Below are 22912 nucleotides of genomic sequence, written 5' to 3' on the forward strand. Positions count from 1 at the left end.
TCATTGTGCTTAACAATGAAATACGGACGCGGGATGGAGCAGCCTGGTAGCTCGTCGGGCTCATAACCCGAAGGTCGTCGGTTCAAATCCGGCTCCCGCAACCAATTCTCTTCTGAGAATATGCGACACTAGCTCAGTTGGTAGAGCGCAACCTTGCCAAGGTTGAGGTCACGAGTTCGAACCTCGTGTGTCGCTCCAGTTTGATAGCTCTCATTGTGCTTAACAATGAAATACGGACGCGGGATGGAGCAGCTTGGTAGCTCGTCGGGCTCATAACCCGAAGGTCGTCGGTTCAAATCCGGCTCCCGCAACCAAATTCCAAGACAGTTTGATAGTTATTTATCATAACCCTCAGGCCGTCGACGGATGCGCCGCCCGGATCAAATCCCGGCTCCGCAACCAATTCTCTTTGAGAATATGCGACACTAGCTCAGTTGGTAGAGCGCAACCTTGCCAAGGTTGAGGTCACGAGTTCGAACCTCGTGTGTCGCTCCAATTTAATAGTCCTCATTGTGCTTAACAGTGACATGCGACACTAGCTCAGTTGGTAGAGCGCAACCTTGCCAAGGTTGAGGTCACGAGTTCGAACCTCGTGTGTCGCTCCAATTTGATAGCTTTCATTGTGCTTAACAGTGAATTGCGACACTCGCTCGTTTACAGAGCAAACTTACCAAGGTTGAGGTTACGCCTTTCTGTTATGGATAGGGAACTTCGTGTGTCGTTCCAATTCTTGTTACTGCTTAAAGCAGTGATACATGGACGCGGGATGGAGCAGCTTGGTAGCTCGTCGGGCTCATAACCCGAAGGTCGTCGGTTCAAATCCGGCTCCCGCAACCAATTCACATCGCTCTTTTCATAATGCTGCGAAGCATGAACCCCTGAAAATCATATTTTAATCCGCATTAGTCGATGCCGGACGATTTCGTTTGTGTTTTAAACATGAGACGACTTGTCTGAGCAACGAATTATCTGGTGTTCGGAGTGCTTTCTGCTCTTTAATTAACAGAGTTATCCACATATATCATTCTGTGGATAAGTTGGTTGATAAAGTGTTTTCAGCTTGGGTTTAAAGGGCTGCAAAGAAAGATCTTTTCTTTATTCGACAACAATAAAATTTTCTCTTTACCACGTAAGTGTATGTTATTTATCGGGAAAGTTGCTTTTATTGCGGATCGGATGCGTTAAATCAGGATCATTAATTTGTATTTTTTTGATCCTAATCATTTCTTCAGGTTGTGTTTAACTTTTTTCTCTTCCCTGAAATCTTTCGAGTCTTGACTTTTTTTCCACATTCCAGAATTGAGAACAAGGTCATGAATTGAACATGTAAAAAGTGTTTTCAATCTCTTGCATATGAGCTACGCGTTAGGCATCTCTTGGAAGGCCTTTTTCGACGATTCTGATTAAGCGTTTCTTCTTCGTCTCGATAGAGTCGGATTCATTGGTAGGAAATTGGCTGAATTGCTGTTCTAGAGCCCAATTGATATGTTCATCTAGTAATTCACTTTCACCACGACGACTCTCTAGGGCGTCAATGGCCTCTTGGCTGTATTTTGCATTACCAAGTGCGACAGAAATATTACGCAACCATTGTAAGTGGCCAATTCGGCGGATCGCAGACCCTTCCATTTGTTTTAGGAAGGTTGCCTCATCCCAATTGAACATAGTAATGAGATCTGGGTCTTCAAAGCTATCACGGCGGTGAAAGTCTTCTTGAGTGGTGACTTCCGCGTATCGGTTCCATGGACAAACTAACTGACAATCGTCGCATCCGTAGATACGGTTCCCCATCGGTTTGCGGAACTCTTCAGGGATAACACCATCAAATTCGATCGTGAGATAAGAGATACAGCGTCGCGCATCTACGATTTTATCGTCAACGATAGCTTGCGTCGGACAGGATGTGATACATGCTTTACACTTGTCACATTGATCGACGCTTGGTTCATCCACGGGTAATGGCAAGTCGATAAGCAATTCGCCAAGGAAGAACCATGAACCACAGTCTTTATCTAAAATGAGTGAGTGCTTGCCTGTCCAGCCTAACCCAGCTTTTTGAGCGAGTGGGCGTTCAAGGATAGGGGCTGAGTCGACAAAGGGGCGATAGCCATATTGTCCGACTTCTTGCTCAATAAGTTTGCCAAGTTTATTAAGCTGCTTTCTCACCAACTTGTGATAATCACGACCAAGCGCATAGCGACTGATGTAAGCATGATTTTTGTTTGCCAAATTGGAAGCGAACTTAGCTTCAGGTGGCAGATAGTCCATGCGCACGCTGATGACACGTACGGTTCCCGGTAGAAGTTCACTGGGTCTGGCTCTCATCATGCCGTGACGAGCCATCCAATCCATTGAACCGTGATAGCCAGCATCAAGCCATTTTTGCAGAGCCGCTTCATGTTCACTAAGATCAACATCGCAGATACCGACTTTTTGAAAGCCGAGCTCTTTACCCCAAATTTTGATTTGTTGAGCGAGTTGTTCGAAGTTCATGTTTTATCACCGAGATAAAGGGGGCGGATCTTACCGGATCTTATGAATTGGTGCTACCAGAAAGTCTAGATAAGTATTTTGAAACAAAGTCAGCAAAAGTTGACGTGGGCATGAGCAATTTTCCTTATGCATTCAATAGAATCAGGTAATTAGGATTTGTCTTTTTTGGTCATTTTTTCGCATATATGACATTTGAGAGCTTGTCTCTCAAAACCAACACAGTTTACTATTCCTGTTCTTTTGATTTTTATATAGTCAACGATCATTAGTTAGAGAAACATCAATGAGCACGAAACAATTTAATCTTAAAGATGAGCATGAAACGGTAGCACTAGGTACCGCATTGGCTCAGCTTTGTTCTCAACAAACCACCATTTATCTGCACGGTGATCTGGGTGCGGGTAAAACAACCTTCAGTCGTGGTTTTGTCCGTGCTCTTGGCCATCAAGGAAATGTAAAAAGCCCGACCTATACTTTGGTTGAACCTTATCAGCTAGATAAGTGGCAAGTTTACCATTTTGATCTTTACCGATTGGCGGATCCGGAAGAGTTGGAATTCATGGGGATTCGAGACTACTTCACGGATGATGCGATTTGTTTGGTGGAATGGCCAGAGAAAGGGCAAGGAATGCTGCCACAACCAGATCTTGATGTGGACATTCGTTATCAAGGCGAGCAGCGTGTAGCCGAACTAACGGCGAACAATGAATATGGTGTGCAGTTACTCAGTCGATTGGAGCTATGTTGAGTCTTCCTAAATTTAGAGTAGTGGCGGCGTTTGTCGCCACTTTTCTCCTTATCATCCCCAATTTAGCATTTGCTAACGTCGTAAAAAGTTTCCGAGTTTGGCCTTCACCAGATGAGACTCGTGTCGTCATCGATTTGAGCTCGGAAGCAGATTATTCCTATTTTTCTCTGTCTGGACCAGACCGCTTAGTCGTGGATATTAAAAACACCACGATGCAAGCCAAATTGCCTGTCACAGTAACTGACAGCCCGGTTCTAAAGCGGGTTCGCAAGAGTTCTCCTCCGAGCAAAGGTACATACCGTTTGGTATTTGAGCTCAAGAAGAACGTTAAAGCTGAACTCTTTACGCTAAAGCCAACTGGGCAATATGGCCACCGTTTGGTTATTGACTTGCCACATGGCGCGAAGACATCGACAGCAGCAACCAGTACACCAAAACCAAGTACCCCAGCAACACCAAGTAAAGACATGAGCTCGGTGAAGCGCGCACAAGAAATTCTTATTGTCATCGACCCTGGTCATGGTGGTGAAGATCCTGGCTCAATCGGCCCATCGCGTCGTAAATATGAAAAGGATGCGGTGCTGAGCATTTCTCGTAAGATCTCGGCTCAGTTAGATGCGGTTCCAGGTATCAAAACTCGTATGACTCGTAATGGCGACTACTTTGTTAACCTCAACCGCCGTGTGGCGATTGCGCGTGAGAACAATGCTCACCTGCTGATTTCGATTCACGCTGATGCGTTCACCTCTCCAAAACCTCGTGGTGGTTCGGTATTCGTATTGAACACGCGTCGTGCAAACACAGAAATTTCCCGTTGGGTTGAAAACCACGAGAGACAATCTGAGTTGCTCGGCGGATCGGGTACGGCGTTTGTTGGCAACACCAATGATCGTAACGTCAACCAAACGTTGCTGGATCTTCAGTTCAGCCATTCGCAGAAAGAAGGCTACAAGCTAGCAACCAACATTCTTGGCGAGATGGGTAAAGTTGCTCGTTTGCATAACTCGAAGCCGATCAATACCAGCTTGGCGGTTCTGCGTTCTCCGCAAATCCCTTCAGTTCTGGTTGAAACAGGTTTTATCTCGAATCCAACGGAAGAGAAGTTATTGTTCCAACGTGCGCACCAAGACAAGTTAGCACGAGCTATCACTAAAGCGGTTGTACAATATCTGAAAGATAACCCGCCAGAAGGCACGGTGTTCTCGTCTTCTGCTAAGCCATCGATTTATACTGTGAAACGTGGTGAATCGCTGTCTGTGATTGCTCAGAAATACGGTACGTCGACCAAAGCAATCATGAGCGCGAACAAGCTTAAATCGAGTGGTTTAGCTGTTGGTCAGAAGCTGAAAATTCCTGGTTCTGGTGCGGCGTCGGTTTCTATTCCGAACAAGCCAAATACCGTTGAAACTGAGACGATCACACACACGGTTAAATCCGGAGAGTTCCTTGGCAAGATTGCCAGTCACTACAAAGTGAAAATTGCGGATATTCGCCGTGAGAACAACCTGAAATCAGACACTCTTTGGGTTGGCCAGAAGTTGAAGATCACTGTCGCAGTGAAAGAAAAACCAATCCGCAAGCACAAGGTTGCTCGCGGTGAATACCTAGGTAAGATTGCATCGAAGTATGGCGTTAGCGTGTCAAGTATTCGTAAGGCGAACAACTTACGTTCTGATGAACTAGCGGTTGGGCAGGTGCTGATCATTCCAAACAAATAAGTGAGCTGATAACTCATCATGACCATCAAGATTTTGCCAGCTCGACTGGCAAACCAAATCGCGGCAGGGGAAGTGGTTGAAAGACCCGCCTCTGTCGTGAAAGAACTGGTAGAAAACAGTCTCGACTCTGGCGCGACTCGTATTGATATTGATATCGAGAAAGGTGGCGCCAAGCTGATTCGCGTACGCGATAACGGCAAAGGGATTGTGAAAGATGAGTTAGGTCTGGCGTTGAGTCGCCATGCTACTTCTAAGATCCACACATTGGACGATCTAGAAGCCATCATGAGTTTGGGATTCCGCGGTGAGGCGTTAGCGAGTATTAGCTCTGTGTCGCGCTTAACCATGACTTCTCGCCCGGCAGCGCAAGAACAAGCGTGGAGTGCCTACTCGGAAGGGCGTGACATGAAGGTTAAGCTCCAGCCGACGGCACACCCAATTGGTACCTCGGTTGAAGTCTTAGATCTGTTCTTTAATACGCCCGCACGCCGTAAATTTCTCCGCACTGAGAAAACCGAATTTGCTCACATCGACGAGTTGCTAAAGCGTATTGCGTTAAGTCGTTTTGATGTCACTATCAATGTTCGCCACAACGGCAAAGTGATTCGCCAATACCGTGCGGCAAAGAACCAGCTTCAAACTGAAAAGCGTATTGCTGCAGTGTGTGGTAATGCCTTTGTGCGTAATATGCTTCGCATCGAATTGGAGCATCAGGGTCTCAAGCTTCATGGCTGGATCACCACGCCAGAAGGGGCGAGACAGCAGAGCGACTTACAGTACTGTTACGTGAATGGGCGTATGATGCGTGATAAGTTGATCAATCACGCGATTCGTCAAAGCTATGAAACCAGCTTAAAGCCGGATCAGTTCGCCGCGTATGTCTTGTTTATTGAGCTCGACCCGCACCAAGTGGATGTTAACGTGCACCCTGCTAAGCATGAAGTGCGTTTCCATCAAGCCCGCTTAGTGCATGACTTTATCTATCAAGCTTTGGCAGATGCGCTTGCGCAAAGCTCGGTGATTGATAAACCCCACGTCAACGAATCCGCGTTCCACCATGCCGACTCTGTTGAATCTTTTGAGGCGAGCACGGCAAATCAAGAACCAGTCAGCGCACCAAAGCCTGTGACCTCTCCTGTGCCAGAGCAAGTCTATCAAGCGATTGATAACACTCCAGCTTATCCGGGGCGTTCAGACTATGAAGTGAAACCTCGCGATAGGGCACCAAGTGATTCTTCTGTGCGAGAAGCACGTCCGGTAGACTCTTTCAGACGAACAGATTGGGTTGAATCAAAACCTGCGCCTAAACCAAGTTCTAACAGAGAACAACGTCATGCTGAGCCTGCGCCAAGTAAACAAGAAGTGCGCGCTTATCATGAATTGCTTCAAACGCCAGATTTTGAGCCTCAAAAAGAAGCTCCAAAAGCGTCAGTTAGCACATCGGCAGAAGCTGCTTTACGGCCAGTTACGGCATTAAGCAAAGCGCTGGCTGTGGTGGACGAGCAGTTTGTCTTGATGAGCAGCGATAGTGGTGTGGCTTTGGTTGCACTGCCAAGAGCAGAGTTCTATCGAACCAAAGGTCAGCTCACACCAAGTGACGGAGCGTTAAAAGCTCAGCCACTGTTGGTTCCATTATCCGTAAAGTTGGAGCCGGAATTAGTGGAGCTTGCGCGCGATTATCAGCAAGATTTTGCGCAGCTGGGCATTCAACTGAAAGCTCGAAATGACAAAGCTTTAATGGTCATGGGCGTGCCATCACCATTGCGTCAACAAAACTTACAAAATTTGATACCAGATCTGTTATCTTACGCGCAAACTCGCGTGAGAGGAGAGGTGGCAACGGTTCAGCTGCTATCAGAGCTGATAGATTGGCTTGCTTTGCAGGTCACTACTGTTAAGAGCCACTATACTCTTTCCGAAGCCATTCAAATTATTGCGGAACTTGAACAGCTAAGACATGGTCAATTGCCATTAGAAGATACAAAATTTGTGTCTGCTGTTGATTTCTCTGCCACGATTGCCAAATTAAGACCATGACAGACAAACTACCTTTGGCGCTATTTCTAATGGGGCCAACAGCATCCGGGAAAACAGAGCTAGCGATTCGACTTCGCCAGAGATACCCAGTTGAGATCATCAGCGTGGACTCGGCGTTGATCTACAAAGACATGAATATCGGCACAGCAAAACCAGATGAGCGAGAGCTAAGTCTAGCACCGCATCGTCTTATCGATATTCTTGATCCAAGCGAATCATACTCTGCGGCGGACTTCCGTCGTGATGCACTACAGGCAATGGATGACATTGTTGCAGAAGGAAAAATTCCGTTATTAGTCGGCGGAACAATGCTGTACTACAAAGCGTTACTTGAAGGCTTATCACCTCTTCCTGCTGCAAATCCTGAAATTCGTCAGCAAATTGAGCAAGAGGCATTGACTAAAGGTTGGTCGGTGTTGCACGATGAGCTGAAAGAGATTGATCCTGTATCAGCTGCGAGAATTCATCCAAACGATCCTCAACGTTTATCTAGGGCATTGGAAGTATTCCGCATTTCAGGTAAAACTCTTACTGAGTTGACTCAAACGAAAGGCGACAGCTTGCCTTACCGAGTCAAACAGTTTGCAATAGCTCCCAAGGACAGGGCAGAACTTCACCGTCGAATTGAGCTGCGTTTCGATAAGATGATGGAAGCAGGTTTTGAAGAAGAAATGAAAGCGTTGTATGCGCGCAAAGATCTTCACCCTGATCTTCCTTCTATCCGTTGCGTGGGCTACAGACAGATGTGGGAGTACTTAGACGGGGACTGCACGCGCGACGAAGCCGTTTTTCGTGGCATCTGTGCAACTCGTCAATTGGCCAAGCGTCAAATCACCTGGTTACGCAGCTGGAATGATTTAACTTGGTTGGATAGCGATAACATTGAACAGGCACTTGAAACTATGTCAGAAGCAATAGCATCTGATTGAGATAGCTGTGTATAATGTGATCGTTTTTGCGTGAACGCACTCTCAAAGGATCTGTTATTGGCGGTTTTTATACTATGCTGCTAATTACTTAGGGTGCATTTTGATTCGTTTAGCTCAGATGCAAAAGCAGTATCTTTTGCATTGCACCACTAGCTAAATAATTACAACTACAAATTAAATAAGGAAAATAAAATGGCTAAGGGGCAATCTCTACAAGACCCATTCCTAAATGCGCTACGTCGTGAGCGTATCCCGGTATCTATCTACCTTGTGAACGGTATTAAACTACAAGGTCAGATCGAATCTTTCGATCAATTCGTGATCCTGCTGAAAAACACTGTAAATCAAATGGTGTACAAGCACGCAATCTCTACCGTTGTTCCGGCTCGTCCAGTGAGCCACCACAGTGGTGATCGTCCTCAAGGTGATCGTCCACAAGAGAAATCTGAAGATTAATTCTTCATTTAGTATTGCAAAAATAAGGAGTTGATTGCTTGTTTGACCGTTATGAATCCGGTGAGCGAGCCGTACTTGTTCATATCAACTTCACGCAAGAAGGTGAATGGGAAGATCTGGCTGAATTCGAAATGCTGGTTTCTTCCGCTGGGGTAGAGGCGCTGCAAGTTGTAACTGGCAGTCGTCAATCCCCACACCCGAAATACTATGTCGGAGAGGGTAAGGCGCAAGAAATTGCTACTGCGGTACAATTAACTGGTGCTGAAATTGTGATTTTTAATCACTCCCTCTCTCCTGCCCAAGAACGTAACCTCGAAGCGCTGTGCAAATGTCGAGTCCTCGACCGCACCGGTCTCATCCTCGATATCTTTGCTCAACGAGCACGAACACACGAAGGTAAGCTGCAAGTAGAGCTAGCCCAACTTCGTCATATTTCTACTCGTTTAATTCGCGGTTGGACGCACCTTGAAAGGCAGAAAGGCGGCATCGGTCTACGTGGGCCAGGTGAAACCCAGTTAGAAACCGACCGTCGTTTATTGCGTGACAGAATCAAAGCTATCCTTCGTCGTCTTGAAAAAGTCGCGAAGCAGCGTGAACAAGGGCGCCGTGCCCGAAACAGAGCAGAGATCCCAACGATTTCTCTCGTGGGCTACACCAACGCGGGTAAGTCGACACTCTTCAACCGTATTACAGAAGCTGGCGTTTACGCGGCAGATCAATTGTTTGCTACTCTTGACCCAACTTTACGTAAGATAGAGTTAGCAGACGTAGGACCTGCGATACTTGCAGATACCGTTGGTTTTATCCGACACCTGCCTCACGATTTGGTTGCGGCCTTCAAAGCAACCTTGCAGGAAACGCAAGAAGCTGACATTTTGTTACATGTTGTTGATGCCAGTGACGAGCGTTTTCGTGAGAATATTCAAGCTGTTCATGAAGTTTTAGAAGAGATCGACGCACATGAAGTGCCGACACTCGTAGTAATGAACAAGATTGACAATCTAGAAGAGCAGAAACCACGTATAGAACGTGATGAGGAAGGCGTGCCTCGTACGGTCTGGGTTTCCGCGATGGACGGATTAGGCATTGATCTTCTGTTTGACGCGCTGACCGAGCGTTTAGCGTCGCAAATGGTTGAGCATCAGTTGCGAATTCCTCCACAGTATCAAGGACGATTCCGTAGTACATTCTTCCAAATGAAGTGTATTCAACGTGAGGAATATGACCAGGAAGGTAACTTGTTGATCAATATTCGAATGCAACAGGTAGATTGGTCTAGACTTGAAAAAAGAGAAGGGGCAGTTTTAGTCGACTTTATAGTCACTTAAAGGACTGCTACAGTATAACGTCATATCAAATGATGGAGCTTTCTAATGGCGTGGAATGAGCCTGGAAATAACAACGGCAACAATGGCCGCGATAATGACCCTTGGGGTAATAATAATCGTGGTGGCCAGCGTCCTGGTGGCCGAGATCAAGGTCCGCCAGATTTAGATGAAGTGTTCAGCAAACTGAGTCAAAAGCTGGGTGGCAAATTTGGTAAAAAAGGCGGCGGTGGTGGTTCACCTATCGGCGGTGGTGGTAGTGCGATTGGCTTTGGTGTCATTGCAGTTATCGCGATTGCGGTGTGGTTCTTCGCTGGCTTTTACACCATCGGTGAAGCAGAGCGCGGTGTTGTGCTGCGTTTAGGTAAATACGACCGTATCGTAGACCCAGGTCTGAACTGGCGTCCTCGTTTTATCGACGAATACGAAGCGGTTAACGTGCAAGCGATTCGTTCGCTACGTGCATCTGGTCTAATGCTGACAAAAGATGAAAACGTAGTAACGGTAGCAATGGACGTTCAATACCGTGTTGCTGACCCATACAAATACCTATATCGCGTAACCAATGCGGACGACAGCTTGCGTCAAGCAACGGATTCTGCGCTACGTGCGGTAATTGGTGACTCACTGATGGATAGCATCCTAACAAGTGGTCGTCAGCAAATCCGTCAAACAACACAAGAAACTCTGAACCAAATCATCGATAGCTACGATATGGGCATCGTGATTGTTGACGTGAACTTCCAGTCTGCACGTCCACCAGAGCAAGTTAAAGATGCGTTTGATGATGCAATCGCAGCACGTGAGGATGAAGAGCGTTTCATCCGTGAAGCAGAAGCTTACAAGAACGAAATCTTGCCTAAAGCAACTGGTCGTGCAGAGCGTTTGAAGAAAGAAGCGCAAGGTTACAACGAGCGTGTAACTAACGAAGCACTTGGTCAAGTAGCTCAGTTTGAAAAACTACTACCTGAATACCTAGCGGCACCGGGTGTAACTCGTGACCGTCTGTACCTAGATGCGATGGAAGAAGTTTACTCAAGCACATCTAAAGTGCTGATTGACTCTGAATCTAGCGGCAACCTTCTTTACCTTCCAATTGATAAGTTGGCTGGTCAAGATGGTCAAACAGACACTAAACGTAAATCGAAATCGACTTCAACGTACGACCATATCCAATTGGAATCTGAGCGTACGCAAGAAGACACTTCGAGCTCGCAGTCTCGTTCAACTGGTACACGTCAAGGGAGATACTAAGAATGCGTAAGTTAATGATCCCTGTACTGGTAATCGCACTGGCATTAATGCTGATGTCACTGTTTGTGATTCCTGAAGGTGACCGCGGTATTGTGGTTCGATTTGGTCGTGTCTTGAAAGACAACAACGACATCACTCGTATTTACGAGCCGGGCCTGCACTTCAAAATGCCTTTGTTTGACCGCGTAAAAACACTTGATGCGCGTATCCAAACAATGGACGGCCGTGCTGACCGTTTCGTAACGTCTGAGAAAAAAGACGTAATCATCGATACCTACGTGAAGTGGCGTATTGAAGATTTCGGTCGTTACTACCTAGCAACTGGCGGCGGTAACACGCTGACAGCTGAAGCGCTTCTTGAGCGTAAAGTAACAGACGTTTTACGTGCAGAAATCGGTTCTCGTGAAATCAAGCAAATCGTATCTGGTCCACGTAATAACGACGTACTTCCAGAAGACGCAAGCAGTGATGAAGTAAGTACTGAGGCGGCTCGTGAGGCATTGGAAATCGATGGCGAACGTGACCTAATCATGTCTGAAGTGTTGAAAGACACGCGCGACAGCGCAATGAAGGACTTGGGTGTTCGTATCGTTGACTTCCGTATGAAGAAGATCAACCTACCAGATGAGATCAGTGAATCTATCTACCGTCGTATGCGCGCGGAGCGTGAGTCGGTAGCTCGTAAACACCGTTCTCAAGGTCGTGAGAAAGCAGAAGTAATCCGCGCACAAGCTGAGCTTGAAGTGGCAACGATTCTTGCTGAAGCAGACAAAACAGCTCGTGTAACACGAGGTGAAGCGGATGCAGAAGCAGCGAAGATCTACGCAGATGCGTACAACAAAGATCCTGAGTTCTTCAGCTTCCTACGTTCTCTAAAGGCTTACGAGAAATCATTCAGCTCTAAGAGCGACATCCTTGTTCTGGATCCGAAGAGCGAATTCTTCCAATACATGAACAATGCGAAAGGCGCAGAAGCGAAATAAGCTCCGCGTTCAAGCAAATTGAAAAGGCTCCGTTATGGCTGTCTCTTGATCACAAGTCTAGTGATCAAGAGACATTGCGAGTTCGTAGCCTTCAAGGATGGTTTGTAGTTTAAACCATCCTTCCCAAAGTGCCTTTATTGAAGCTCTGCCCGTCCTCTTGGTATCTTTCCAACCGCCTAATTTAGCGAGATTCTTGTACGCCCAGCCCATATCCGGCGTTTCTTTAGGTAACGTCTTACTTTCTAGTTTCAACCACAGCAGCTTCCAAGCTTTTTTGCCCAAGACCTTTTCACAACTTTCTGTTGATAGCTCATCAACCTCTTTAATGAAGCGTAACGCCAATAAACGTGTCGCAACAAAGGCATAGATGACACTTAACCTCTCTAAGTTACCTTTACTTTGGAGTCTTAGTGACTCCACATCCGTACCTTCACTTTTCCAGACTTTATGGAAGTCTTCAATCAGCCATCGACGCTCGTAATAACCGATAATTCTCATGGCGTCTTCAGCGTTGTTTACTGGCTCCGACGTCAAGAGGTGCCATGCTAACTTGTCTTTTGATGTCCCTTGCTCAAGGCAACCAACATAATAAACAGGTATGCCTGCGTGCTCCTTTTTGTTTGCTGGAGCCTTTAATGTCACCTGACCATATTTAACATCAAGATTTACATCTCTCGCTTTTCTTCCTCCTTTTTGGGGGATGGTAAGCTCTTTTGTCTGGACGCTTGGTAACGCTTGCGCATAGTCGTAAAGCTTTTGAGCGTGCTCTTCTAGACAGCGGCTTTGCATTGAACGAACGACAAAACGCTGCTGATGTTGACGTTTATAAGTTAAGTATTCGAATAGGTCAGCTTCTCGGTCACAGACCGAGATAACATCTAACATCTTATCCCCTAGGCGCTCAACGACACGGCGAGAAGCTTGCTCCCATTTGTAACTCTCTTTCTCCTCGTAAGGACGAGTCGCGTGTTGGTGCTTTTGCCCACGCTTAGTAATATCTCGGCTCCATCGTTGTTGCTCTATAAGACCAACAATGGTCTGACTTTGTGGTGCAAAAAGTAACGTCGAATGTACATGGAGAGCTCGAATTCTGTCGCCTTGATTCGTGTGCCCGAGTTCATCTTTTATACTTCGATGAGGAAAACAGAGCGTTGTTGTATCTTCAAGCGCGAGTAATTCCTCATGCTCGTTAGCTCGAGATACCGTTGATTGAAAACCTGCTTCAGCGATGTCTTTTGCATCGATGTTTTCATTGCGGATAAAGCGATATGCCCCTTCCATATCGGCGGGAGAAAAAGGAAGTTTAGCCACGGAGACTCCTGGTTGATTAGCAATGGAAGTCGCTAAACTGATGAGGCGTTGTGTTCTTCGAGGGTCTTTAAGTTGTGCTTGTCCAAATTGTTCTTGTGCCCAAAGTTTAGCGTCTGAGTGTGTCATCTTAGTGTTTCAGTAAGGATTCTTAAGTGATCAGAGCGCACACACGTTAAAGAGTTCAAAAAAATCCCCAAGCTATAAGCTTGGGGATTTGTGTATAAGAGACAGCCGTTATGGAGCTTTTTTTGTATCTATTTCTTGCTGCGCTTATTGCTAACGGCCAGATAGGTCAGAGTTAGAGCGATAGAGTGATTAACTCATCATGAGAGCGATCACAGCACCAGCTACGACCAAGCAACCGCCAATGCGACGCAGATGGTTATCGGGTTGCTCGCTCAGTTGAGCAACCATGTTGCGCCAACCATTTGGGGCGACCAAGGGGCCAATCCCTTCAACAATCAATACTAGCCCTATCGCTAGCCAAATTGACTCAGACATTGCGATTCCTTGTGGATTTAAGAAAGGTAAATATTATCAGTGATGTAGTGATTTCGAAATGAACAACATCGGTGATGTTTGCATTCTAGTATCAACTCTGTGAACAAAAATGACTGCAAGAAGAGTGATTCGGTGCTAGAATCCATTTTTAACTAGCAATCAGACTTGGAAAGATGGGAAATAACGTAGTCGTTCTAGGCACCCAATGGGGTGACGAAGGTAAAGGTAAAATTGTAGACCTTTTAACTGAAGATGCAAAATACGTGGTACGCTACCAAGGCGGTCACAACGCAGGTCACACACTTGTAATTGACGGTGAAAAAACCGTTCTTCACTTAATTCCATCAGGTATCCTTCGCGATAACGTAAAATGCGTTATCGGTAACGGTGTTGTACTATCGCCTGAAGCTCTAATTAAAGAAATGAAACCTCTTGAAGAGCGCGGCATTCCAGTACGCGAGCGTCTTTTCATTTCTGAAGCATGTCCTCTAATTCTTCCTTACCACGTTGCAATGGACCAAGCTCGCGAAATCGCTCGCGGTAAAAAAGCTATCGGTACAACTGGTCGTGGTATCGGTCCAGCATACGAAGATAAAGTTGCTCGTCGCGGTCTACGCGTTGGTGACCTATTCGATATGGAAGCTTTCGCAGAGAAACTAAAAGAAGTAATGGAATACCATAACTTCCAACTAGTTAACTTCTACAAAGCTGAACCAGTAAGCTACGAAGAAGTACTTGAGCAAGCTAAAGGCTATGCAGATCTACTAACTTCAATGGTTATCGACGTAACTGACGAACTAGACGCAGCACGTAAGCGCGGCGACAAGATCATGTTCGAAGGTGCACAAGGTACTCTACTTGATATCGACCACGGTACTTACCCGTACGTAACTTCTTCTAACACGACTGCTGGTGGTGTTGCTGCAGGTTCTGGTTTCGGTCCTCGTCACATCGGTTACATCCTTGGTATCGCGAAAGCTTACTGTACTCGCGTTGGTGCAGGTCCATTCCCGACTGAGCTATACGACGGTCTAGACAAGCAAGATCCAGTAGGTAAACACCTAGGTGAAGTTGGTCACGAGTTCGGTGCGACAACAGGTCGTCTACGCCGTACTGGTTGGTTCGATGCTGTTGCTATGCGTCGTGCAATCCAAATCAACTCTGTATCTGGTTTCTGTCTAACTAAACTAGACGTACTAGATGGTCTAGAAGAGCTAAAAATCTGTACTGGTTACAAGATGGAAGATGGCTCTACACTAGAAGTTTCTCCGATGGCTGCTGAAGCATTCGAAAAAGCAACGCCTATCTACGAAACAATGCCTGGTTGGTCTGAGAACACATTCGGTGCGAAATCAATCGAAGAGCTACCACAAGCTGCTCTAGATTACATCAAGCGTATCGAAGAGCTAACTGGCGTGCCAGTAGACATCATCTCTACAGGTCCTGACCGTAACGAAACTATCATTAAGGTTCACCCATTCGAAGCTTAATCGATACTCGTTAGAGATTATAAAAACCGGCTTTTATAGCCGGTTTTTTTGTATCTGTGAGTTATGTTCACTATTGAAAAACTGCTGAAAAATGCGACTCGCTGTGGCAAATATTTGCCGTTAAGCTTAAGTAGGAGGCAAAAATTGCCTAAAGCTTAACTGACCTTTGCCGATAAGGTTATCAAGCAGAGGAGATCCTTGGCTGATCTTTGGTTTCTTAGATACCTTAAAGAGTACATTTATGAAGTTACGAACAGTGGCTGCTTCACTGTTATTGATGCTGAGTGCGACATCGGCTAAGGCAAATGTTGCCGATGTAGGGGCGCCTGTCCCCATCTACACCGAAGCAGAGCTTATAAAGCTAATTGAGCAGAATAAGCACCTAGAACGTGTGCGCGCTGATAACTGCCAGTTGGTAGAAGATATCGTGGCACGTGCGACGCGCATTAACTTGCCGTCTTATGAATTCCTTTATGGCGATATGTTGGCGTGGGGCGTTTGTGTTGATCAAGATGTCGAACTTGGTCTTTATTACATGGAAAACGCAGCACACCAAGGTTTGCCTGCTGCACTAGAGCAGCTAGGTCGCTATTACTCTCGCGGTACTTTAGTCCAACAAGATAAAGAACGTGCAATCCCATACCTGCGAGAAGCGGCGGCAATGGGTAACTTGAATGCGCGTATTCATCTTGCTGAGCTATTGCTACGTGATTACGGTAGCCCGTTAGATTACGAAGACGCTTACCGTTGGTTATATAACTCGGTGACTGCCGACCAAAGAAAGCACAAGCGTATTGCGATGCTGAGAAACGGTCTTGAGCAACGTATGCCACAAAACATTATTGCGCGGGCTAAACGCCGCGACACCTTCTGGTAGGTGTACTCTTAAAATACCAGTAACTTCATAAAGCTCTGCCAATAGATACAACAAAGCCCACATCATGTCTGTCTCTTATACACAAATCCCCAAGCTTATAGCTTGGGGATTTTTTTTGAACTCTTTAACGTGTGTGCGCTCTGATCACTTAAGAATCCTTACTGAAACACTAAGATGACACACTCAGACGCTAAACTTTGGGCACAAGAACAATTTGGACAAGCACAACTTAAAGACCCTCGAAGAACACAACGCCTCATCAGTTTAGCGACTTCCATTGCTAATCAACCAGGAGTCTCCGTGGCTAAACTTCCTTTTTCTCCCGCCGATATGGAAGGGGCATATCGCTTTATCCGCAATGAAAACATCGATGCAAAAGACATCGCTGAAGCAGGTTTTCAATCAACGGTATCTCGAGCTAACGAGCATGAGGAATTACTCGCGCTTGAAGATACAACAACGCTCTGTTTTCCTCATCGAAGTATAAAAGATGAACTCGGGCACACGAATCAAGGCGACAGAATTCGAGCTCTCCATGTACATTCGACGTTACTTTTTGCACCACAAAGTCAGACCATTGTTGGTCTTATAGAGCAACAACGATGGAGCCGAGATATTACTAAGCGTGGGCAAAAGCACCAACACGCGACTCGTCCTTACGAGGAGAAAGAGAGTTACAAATGGGAGCAAGCTTCTCGCCGTGTCGTTGAGCGCCTAGGGGATAAGATGTTAGATGTTATCTCGGTCTGTGACCGAGAAGCTGACCTATTCGAATACTTAACTTATAAACGTCAACATCAGCAGCGTTTTGTCGTTCGTTCAATGCAAAGCCGCTGTCTAGAAGAGCACGCTCAAAAGCTTTACGACTATGCGCAAGCGTTACCAAGCGTCCAGACAAAAGAGCTTACCATCCCCCAAAAAGGAGGAAGAAAAGCGAGAGATGTAAATCTTGATGTTAAATATGGTCAGGTGACATTAAAGGCTCCAGCAAACAAAAAGGAGCACGCAGGCATACCTGTTTATTATGTTGGTTGCCTTGAGCAAGGGACATCAAAAGACAAGTTAGCATGGCACCTCTTGACGTCGGAGCCAGTAAACAACGCTGAAGACGCCATGAGAATTATCGGTTATTACGAGCGTCGATGGCTGATTGAAGACTTCCATAAAGTCTGGAAAAGTGAAGGTACGGATGTGGAGTCACTAAGACTCCAAAGTAAAGGTAACTTAGAGAGGTTAAGTGTCATCTATGCCTTTGTTGCGACACGTTTATTGGCGTTACGCTTCATTAAAGAGGTTGATGAGCTATCAACAGAAAGTTGTGAAAAGGTCTTGGGCAAAAAAGCTTGGAAGCTGCTGTGGTTGAAACTAGAAAGTAAGACGTTACCTAAAGAAACGCCGGATATGGGCTGGGCGTACAAGAGTCTCGCTAAATTAGGCGGTTGGAAAGATACCAAGAGGACGGGCAGAGCTTCAATAAAGGCACTTTGGGAAGGATGGTTTAAACTACAAACCATCCTTGAAGGCTACGAACTCGCAATGTCTCTTGATCACTAGACTTGTGATCAAGAGACAGACATCATGTGGGCTTTGTTGTTTTTCCCGAAGCGTAATCGCAGGCGATTAAACGACTTTGTGTGGACCGAAGCACTCGTAGTGGAACTGCTCTTGCGCTACGCCAAGCTCAAGCAATTGTTTCGCGACGTGCTGCATAAAGCCAACAGGACCACAGAAGTAGACTTGTACATTGTCTTGCTTAAGGGCTGCTTCAATTTCATTTAGGTTGACGAAACCAGTGAAGTGGAAGTCTTCACCAATCTTGTCTTCTGCTGTTGGTTGGTTGTACCAAACCAATGAATTTATGTTCTCTTTAGCATTCACGATCTGGTTTACGTGCTGTTTGAATGCGTGTTGTTGACCGTTTTCTGCAGCATGCACCCAGGTTACTGGCGCTTGGTGCTCAGAAAGGCTCTCAAGCATCGATAGAGTCGGAGTTAGACCAACGCCCGCTGACACCAAAACAACCGGTGTAGTTGCGTCCACATCCATAAAGAAATCACCCGCAGGTGCGGCAAGTTGCACCTTATCGCCGATGTTCAATTCATCGTGAAGGAAGTTCGATACTTTACCGCCTTCTTCACGTTTCACCGAGATACGATAAGTGTTCTCTTGAACCGCAGAGGATAGGCTGTATTGGCGAATCTCTTGGTTTTCGAACTTATCACTGTTGATGTAGATGCCTAGGTATTGACCCGGTTTGTACTCAGAAACCACTTCACCATCGGTTGGTTTGAAAACAAAGCTACAGATGTTTTCACTCTCAAGATGTTTACCCACCAACTCAAATTCGCGCAGACCACGCCATCCACCTTGAAGCGCAGCGTTCTCTTGGTAGATTTGCTCTTCGCGTTGAATAAACACGTTAGCCAAAACGCCATAAGCTTCTGCCCATGCATCAATCACTTCCTGACCCGGAGAGAACAACTCGTCGATCGTCGCAAGTAGATGTGTGCCGACGATTTGGTACTGATCTTTAGTGATCATAAAGCTGGTGTGCTTGTGCGCGATTTTCTCTACAGCACCAAGTAGTGCTGGTAGGTTATCGATGTTGGTTGCGTAAGCGCAGATTGCATTAAATAGAGCTTCACGTTGGTCACCATTACGCTGGTTGCTCATGTTGAAAATGTCTTTCAACTCAGGGTTATGGGTGAACATGCGATCGTAAAAGTGTGCCGTTAACTTAGGACCAGTTTCTGCAAGAAGTGGTGCAGTTGCTTTCACGATATCAATGGTTTGGTTGCTGAGCATAATGGCTTCCTATTTAAAGTTGTATTTGTAATGCATGTTTAAAGTTGTATCTCAAATGTATCTTTCGATCAAGAAAAGAATTACAATTTTGCTACTACAGAGGATAGCAACATGCAGTTAACTAGCTTTACCGATTATGCGCTCAGAACCTTGATTTACTTGGCTTCATTGCCAAAAGATGAGCTAACAAACATTACCGAAGTGACTGATTTATTTGGTGTATCACGTAACCATATGGTGAAAGTGATTAACCGCCTTGGTCAGCTTGGTTATGTGCATACGGTGCGCGGTAAAAATGGTGGTATCCGTTTGATGAAAGCGCCGCAAGAAATCACTGTCGGTGGTGTGGTGCGTGATTTAGAGCCATTAGATTTGGTGAATTGTTCTGTGGAATTTTGCCATATCACGCCGGCATGTCGTCTAAAAGAAAAGCTAGCGAAAGCGAAAATGGCGTTTTTGGCTGAATTAGATGGCTGCACGATTGAAGAGCTATTAAGTGATAATTCTGAACTGCTGATCTTACTTACCCGTCCTTAGCCTTCTTAACGTTCTATAAATCTTCTCACTGACACTCTTTTTTAAAGCAATTTCTGTAGCTTATCGAGAGACTCGGATATACTAGCTCTATACCTTCCTTGCTAGATAGGCGTGCCTATGTCAGACAATATTCCAAACGATCCTTTCGCAGATCGTGAATCCAAAAATTACGAAAATCCAATCCCAAGCCGAGAGTTCATTCTTGAGTTTCTAGAAGAAGCGGGCGTACCGATGAATCGCAATGATTTGTTTGAAGCGCTAAAACTTGAAGGTGAAGAGCATTATGAAGGTTTACGCCGTCGACTGCGCGCAATGGAGCGTGATGGTCAGCTCGTATTTACGCGCCGTCAGTGTTACGCGTTGCCAGAAAAACTTGAGATGGTGAAAGGTTACGTAATTGGTCACAAAGATGGTCATGGTTGGGTTCGTCCAGAAGGCAGTGTCGGCAAGGATAATGACATTGTACTGCCGCATCACCAGATGAAGCACATCATCCACGGTGACTACGTGTTGGTGCAACCAACTGACAATAGCAAGCGTGGTCGTCGTGAAGGTCGTCTTGTTCGTGTTTTAGAAGAGCGTAACACGCAGATCGTGGGGCGTTTCTTCCTTGAATACGGCTACTCATACGTTGTGCCAGATGACTCTCGCATCAGCCAAGATATTCTGATCCCAAATGAGCACAAAGCAGGTGCTCGTATGGGTAACGTGGTCGTTATTGAGATTACTGATCGCGGCTCTCGCTCACGTGGCATGATGGGTAAAGTGGTTGAAGTTCTTGGTGAGAACATGGCGCCGGGCATGGAAACGCAAATAGCAATCCGTACCCACCAAATTCCACACGATTGGCCAGCAGCCGTCGATAAACAGATCGAAAATCTGGGCGAAGAAGTTCCAGAAGAAGCAAAAGAAGGTCGTGTCGATCTACGTGACTTGCCGCTAGTAACCATTGATGGCGAAGACGCTCGTGACTTTGATGATGCTGTTTACTGTGAGAAGAAAAAGAGTGGCGGTTGGCGCCTATGGGTCGCAATTGCTGACGTAAGTTACTACGTGCGTACAGACTCTGCGCTGGACAAAGAAGCCATCAACCGTGGTAACTCGGTATACTTCCCATCGCAAGTTGTGCCAATGCTACCTGAAGTGCTATCAAACGGTTTGTGTTCACTTAACCCTCAGGTTGATCGCTTGTGTATGGTATGTGAGATGACCATCTCTGACACCGGTAAGCTATCAGGCTATAAACACTACGAAGCTGTGATGAACTCGCATGCGCGTCTGACTTACAACAAAGTGGGTGCGATTCTAGAAGGGGATGAAGAGCTGCGCATGCGTTATCACGCTGTCGTTCCTCACCTTGAAGAGCTGCATGCGATGTACAAAGTACTTAAAGAAGCGCGTGATAACCGTGGTGCGATTGAATTCGAAACCGTTGAAGCTAAATTTATCTTCAATGCGGATCGTAAGATTGAAAGCATCGAGCCGGTAATTCGTAACGACGCACATAAGATCATCGAAGAATGTATGATCTTAGCGAACATTGCTTCAGCGTCTTATGTTGAGAAAGCAAAAGAGCCAGCGTTGTACCGTGTTCACGAATCTCCGGGTGAACTGCGCCTGCAGGGGTTCCGTGATTTCCTCAGTGAGCTAGGTCTGGATCTGAAAGGTGGTTTAGAGCCATCACCAACCGATTATGCAGATTTGGTAAAACAAATTGCAGAACGTCAGGACAAAGAACTGATTCAAACCATGTTACTGCGCTCAATGAAGCAAGCGGTCTACAACGCAGACAATGCCGGCCACTTTGGTCTAGCGCTGAAACGTTACGCACACTTCACGTCGCCAATTCGTCGTTACCCAGACCTACTGTTGCACCGCGCAATCAAGTACCTGATTGCTAAAGAAGAAGGTCGCAACCAAGATCGTTGGACACCAACTGGCGGTTACCACTACTCGTTTGACGACATGGACTTCTACGGTGAGCAATGTTCGATGACAGAGCGCCGTGCAGACGACGCAACTCGTGAAGTAGCTGATTGGTTGAAGTGTGAATACATGCAAGACCATGTTGGCGACGAGCTGGATGGTGTTATTGCCAATGTAACCAGTTTTGGTTTCTTTGTTCGTCTGACTGAGCTGCATATCGATGGTTTGGTGCACATTTCGACACTAGAGAACGACTACTACCAATTTGATCCGATTGGTCAAAGACTTATCGGTGAAAGCTTCGGTAACATCTATCGTCTAGGCGATGCGGTGAAAGTGAAAGTGCTTGCGGTTAACTTAAATGACAAGCAAATTGACTTTGAATTAATCGAAACAAGCCGTAAGCTACGCGGCAAAGGTAAGACTGCGAAGAAACGCGCAGCAGATGCCAAACGCAAAGCAAAAGAGAAAAAACGTGCGGCAACCAAAGGCGGTACTCGCGCGAAGCCGATGATTGAACCGACCAAGCACCCTGAACCTGCGGAAGCAGGCAGTGCTCGCAAAGGTAGCGCGAAACGCGGTGACGCTGAAGGTACGAAAAAGCCGAAGAAAGCACGCAAGAAAAAGCCACACAGTAAGCCGAGAAAGACTAAGCGTACTAAGAGCGACGCTGAGTAGGCTGAAGCGCCAATCTAGTCCGGATTTAAAGGGGTAGATTGGCGAAGGCAAGACGACCAGAACAACAGGTTAAACAATGAGTAACGAATTTATTTACGGCATTCACGCAGTGAAAGCGGTATTAGAACGCGAACCAGAGCGTTTTATCGAAGCATACGTCCTAAAAGGCCGCCAAGACGATCGTCTAATGCCAATCCTGAACGATCTTCAGGTTTGTGGTGTTTCGATTCAACAAATGACACGTAAAACGCTAGACGACAAAGCACACGGTGCTAACCACCAAGGCATCATTGCTCGTGTTAAAGCTGCGAAACAGCTTAATGAAAATGACATTGATGGCATCCTAGCGCAGCATGAATCACCGCTACTATTGGTATTGGATGGCGTGACGGATCCACACAACCTAGGTGCTTGCCTACGTAATGCAGATGCAGCTGGCGTAGCGGCGATCATCGTACCGAAAGATCGTTCTGCACCGATGAACGCAACCGTAAGCAAAGTGGCTTGTGGTGCAGCTGAAGTCGTGCCATTGATCCGAGTGACTAACTTGGCTCGTACTATGCGTACACTGCAAGAGCAAGGTATCTGGTTTGTTGGTACGGCGGGCGAAGCAACGCACGACATCTACCAAGCAAAACTGACGGGTCCTCTTGCTATCGTAATGGGTGCAGAAGGTGACGGTATGCGTCGTCTAACTCGTGAAACCTGTGACGATTTGATTAAGATCCCAATGGCTGGCAGCGTCTCTAGTTTGAACGTATCTGTGGCATCAGGTATTTGTTTGTTTGAAGCGGTTCGTCAGCGTATTGCTGCAAAGTAATTGCTAAACAATTTTAATAAACAA

The 22912-nt window shown here is 46.2% G+C and carries 18 protein-coding genes and 6 tRNA genes; 20 read left to right on the plus strand and 4 right to left on the minus strand.

Annotated elements, in window-relative coordinates; translation table 11 throughout:
* The first annotated feature begins 27 nt into the window (after positions 1-27).
* From KJB05_RS01545 to KJB05_RS01570, 6 genes are all read left to right on the plus strand, one after another.
* Positions 28-104: transfer RNA gene (locus tag KJB05_RS01545), tRNA-Met, on the plus strand.
* 18 nt (positions 105-122) lie between these two features.
* Positions 123-198 (plus strand) — tRNA-Gly (locus tag KJB05_RS01550).
* Between the two features lie 39 nt (positions 199-237).
* A tRNA-Met gene (locus KJB05_RS01555) sits at positions 238-314 on the plus strand.
* A 105-nt stretch (positions 315-419) separates the two neighbouring features.
* Positions 420-495 (plus strand) — tRNA-Gly (locus tag KJB05_RS01560).
* 34 nt (positions 496-529) lie between these two features.
* Positions 530-605, plus strand: a tRNA-Gly gene (locus KJB05_RS01565).
* Positions 606-760: 155 nt separating this feature from the next.
* A tRNA-Met gene (locus KJB05_RS01570) sits at positions 761-837 on the plus strand.
* A gap of 528 nt (positions 838-1365) precedes the next feature.
* On the opposite strand, the gene queG is transcribed toward KJB05_RS01570, so the two are convergent.
* Positions 1366-2493: a tRNA epoxyqueuosine(34) reductase QueG gene (gene queG / locus KJB05_RS01575; protein WP_208446318.1), complete on the minus strand. Its 1128-nt coding sequence runs from the start codon at positions 2491-2493 to the stop codon at positions 1366-1368.
* A gap of 283 nt (positions 2494-2776) precedes the next feature.
* On the opposite strand from queG, the gene tsaE reads away from it, so the two are divergent.
* The 8 genes from tsaE (at position 2777) to hflC (ending at position 11943) form a co-directional block, all read left to right on the plus strand.
* Positions 2777-3241 (plus strand): tRNA (adenosine(37)-N6)-threonylcarbamoyltransferase complex ATPase subunit type 1 TsaE, encoded by a 465-nt coding sequence (gene tsaE / locus KJB05_RS01580; RefSeq protein WP_005438321.1) that lies wholly within the window; start codon positions 2777-2779, stop codon positions 3239-3241.
* A complete protein-coding gene (locus tag KJB05_RS01585) occupies positions 3235-4959 on the plus strand; it encodes a LysM peptidoglycan-binding domain-containing protein (protein ID WP_208446317.1) in 1725 nt (574 codons plus the stop codon). Before tsaE ends, KJB05_RS01585 begins: the two co-directional genes overlap by 7 nt.
* An 18-nt stretch (positions 4960-4977) precedes the next feature.
* Positions 4978-6996, plus strand: a complete 2019-nt coding sequence (mutL, locus tag KJB05_RS01590; protein WP_208446316.1) for a DNA mismatch repair endonuclease MutL — start codon at positions 4978-4980, stop codon at positions 6994-6996.
* Entirely contained in the window at positions 6993-7925 is a 933-nt protein-coding gene (miaA, locus tag KJB05_RS01595; protein ID WP_005438326.1) for a tRNA (adenosine(37)-N6)-dimethylallyltransferase MiaA, read from the plus strand. The genes mutL and miaA overlap by 4 nt, the downstream gene beginning before the upstream one ends.
* 192 nt (positions 7926-8117) lie before the next feature.
* Positions 8118-8381: an RNA chaperone Hfq gene (gene hfq / locus KJB05_RS01600; protein ID WP_005438329.1), complete on the plus strand. Its 264-nt coding sequence runs from the start codon at positions 8118-8120 to the stop codon at positions 8379-8381.
* A gap of 38 nt (positions 8382-8419) precedes the next feature.
* A complete protein-coding gene (gene hflX, locus KJB05_RS01605; RefSeq protein ID WP_005438331.1) occupies positions 8420-9709 on the plus strand; it encodes a ribosome rescue GTPase HflX in 1290 nt (429 codons plus the stop codon).
* Positions 9710-9754: 45 nt separating this feature from the next.
* Positions 9755-10960: an FtsH protease activity modulator HflK gene (hflK, locus tag KJB05_RS01610; protein ID WP_005438333.1), complete on the plus strand. Its 1206-nt coding sequence runs from the start codon at positions 9755-9757 to the stop codon at positions 10958-10960.
* A 2-nt stretch (positions 10961-10962) separates the two neighbouring features.
* Positions 10963-11943: a protease modulator HflC gene (gene hflC / locus KJB05_RS01615; protein ID WP_005438334.1), complete on the plus strand. Its 981-nt coding sequence runs from the start codon at positions 10963-10965 to the stop codon at positions 11941-11943.
* 57 nt (positions 11944-12000) lie between these two features.
* On the opposite strand, the gene KJB05_RS01620 is transcribed toward hflC, so the two are convergent.
* Positions 12001-13380, minus strand: coding sequence for an IS4 family transposase (locus KJB05_RS01620; protein WP_213053097.1), 1380 nt, complete (start codon positions 13378-13380; stop codon positions 12001-12003).
* A gap of 189 nt (positions 13381-13569) precedes the next feature.
* Positions 13570-13755, minus strand: coding sequence for a DUF2065 domain-containing protein (locus tag KJB05_RS01625; protein ID WP_208446505.1), 186 nt, complete (start codon positions 13753-13755; stop codon positions 13570-13572).
* A 173-nt stretch (positions 13756-13928) separates the two neighbouring features.
* On the opposite strand from KJB05_RS01625, the gene KJB05_RS01630 reads away from it, so the two are divergent.
* The 3 genes from KJB05_RS01630 (at position 13929) to KJB05_RS01640 (ending at position 17676) form a co-directional block, all read left to right on the plus strand.
* Entirely contained in the window at positions 13929-15245 is a 1317-nt protein-coding gene (locus KJB05_RS01630) for an adenylosuccinate synthase (RefSeq protein WP_005438335.1), read from the plus strand.
* Between the two features lie 241 nt (positions 15246-15486).
* Complete coding sequence (locus KJB05_RS01635) at positions 15487-16122, plus strand: tetratricopeptide repeat protein (protein WP_005432781.1); 636 nt, start codon at positions 15487-15489, stop codon at positions 16120-16122.
* A gap of 174 nt (positions 16123-16296) precedes the next feature.
* Positions 16297-17676 carry an IS4 family transposase gene (locus tag KJB05_RS01640; RefSeq protein ID WP_213053098.1) on the plus strand — a complete coding sequence of 460 codons (1380 nt, stop codon included), beginning with the start codon at positions 16297-16299 and terminating at the stop codon, positions 17674-17676.
* A gap of 66 nt (positions 17677-17742) precedes the next feature.
* On the opposite strand, the gene hmpA is transcribed toward KJB05_RS01640, so the two are convergent.
* Positions 17743-18927, minus strand: a complete 1185-nt coding sequence (gene hmpA, locus KJB05_RS01645) for an NO-inducible flavohemoprotein (RefSeq protein ID WP_208445931.1) — start codon at positions 18925-18927, stop codon at positions 17743-17745.
* Between the two features lie 111 nt (positions 18928-19038).
* Here hmpA and nsrR point away from each other — a divergent pair, with 111 nt between their 5' ends.
* The 3 genes from nsrR to rlmB all read left to right on the plus strand — a co-directional run bounded on the left by nsrR (position 19039) and on the right by rlmB (position 22888).
* Positions 19039-19464: a nitric oxide-sensing transcriptional repressor NsrR gene (gene nsrR, locus KJB05_RS01650; RefSeq protein WP_005451426.1), complete on the plus strand. Its 426-nt coding sequence runs from the start codon at positions 19039-19041 to the stop codon at positions 19462-19464.
* 117 nt (positions 19465-19581) lie between these two features.
* A complete protein-coding gene (gene rnr, locus KJB05_RS01655; protein ID WP_208445932.1) occupies positions 19582-22068 on the plus strand; it encodes a ribonuclease R in 2487 nt (828 codons plus the stop codon).
* Between the two features lie 76 nt (positions 22069-22144).
* A complete protein-coding gene (gene rlmB / locus KJB05_RS01660) occupies positions 22145-22888 on the plus strand; it encodes a 23S rRNA (guanosine(2251)-2'-O)-methyltransferase RlmB (RefSeq protein ID WP_005438340.1) in 744 nt (247 codons plus the stop codon).
* The last annotated feature ends 24 nt before the right edge of the window (positions 22889-22912 follow it).

Source organism: Vibrio sp. B1ASS3 (genome assembly GCF_905175355.1).
Lineage (GTDB): Bacteria > Pseudomonadota > Gammaproteobacteria > Enterobacterales > Vibrionaceae > Vibrio > Vibrio owensii.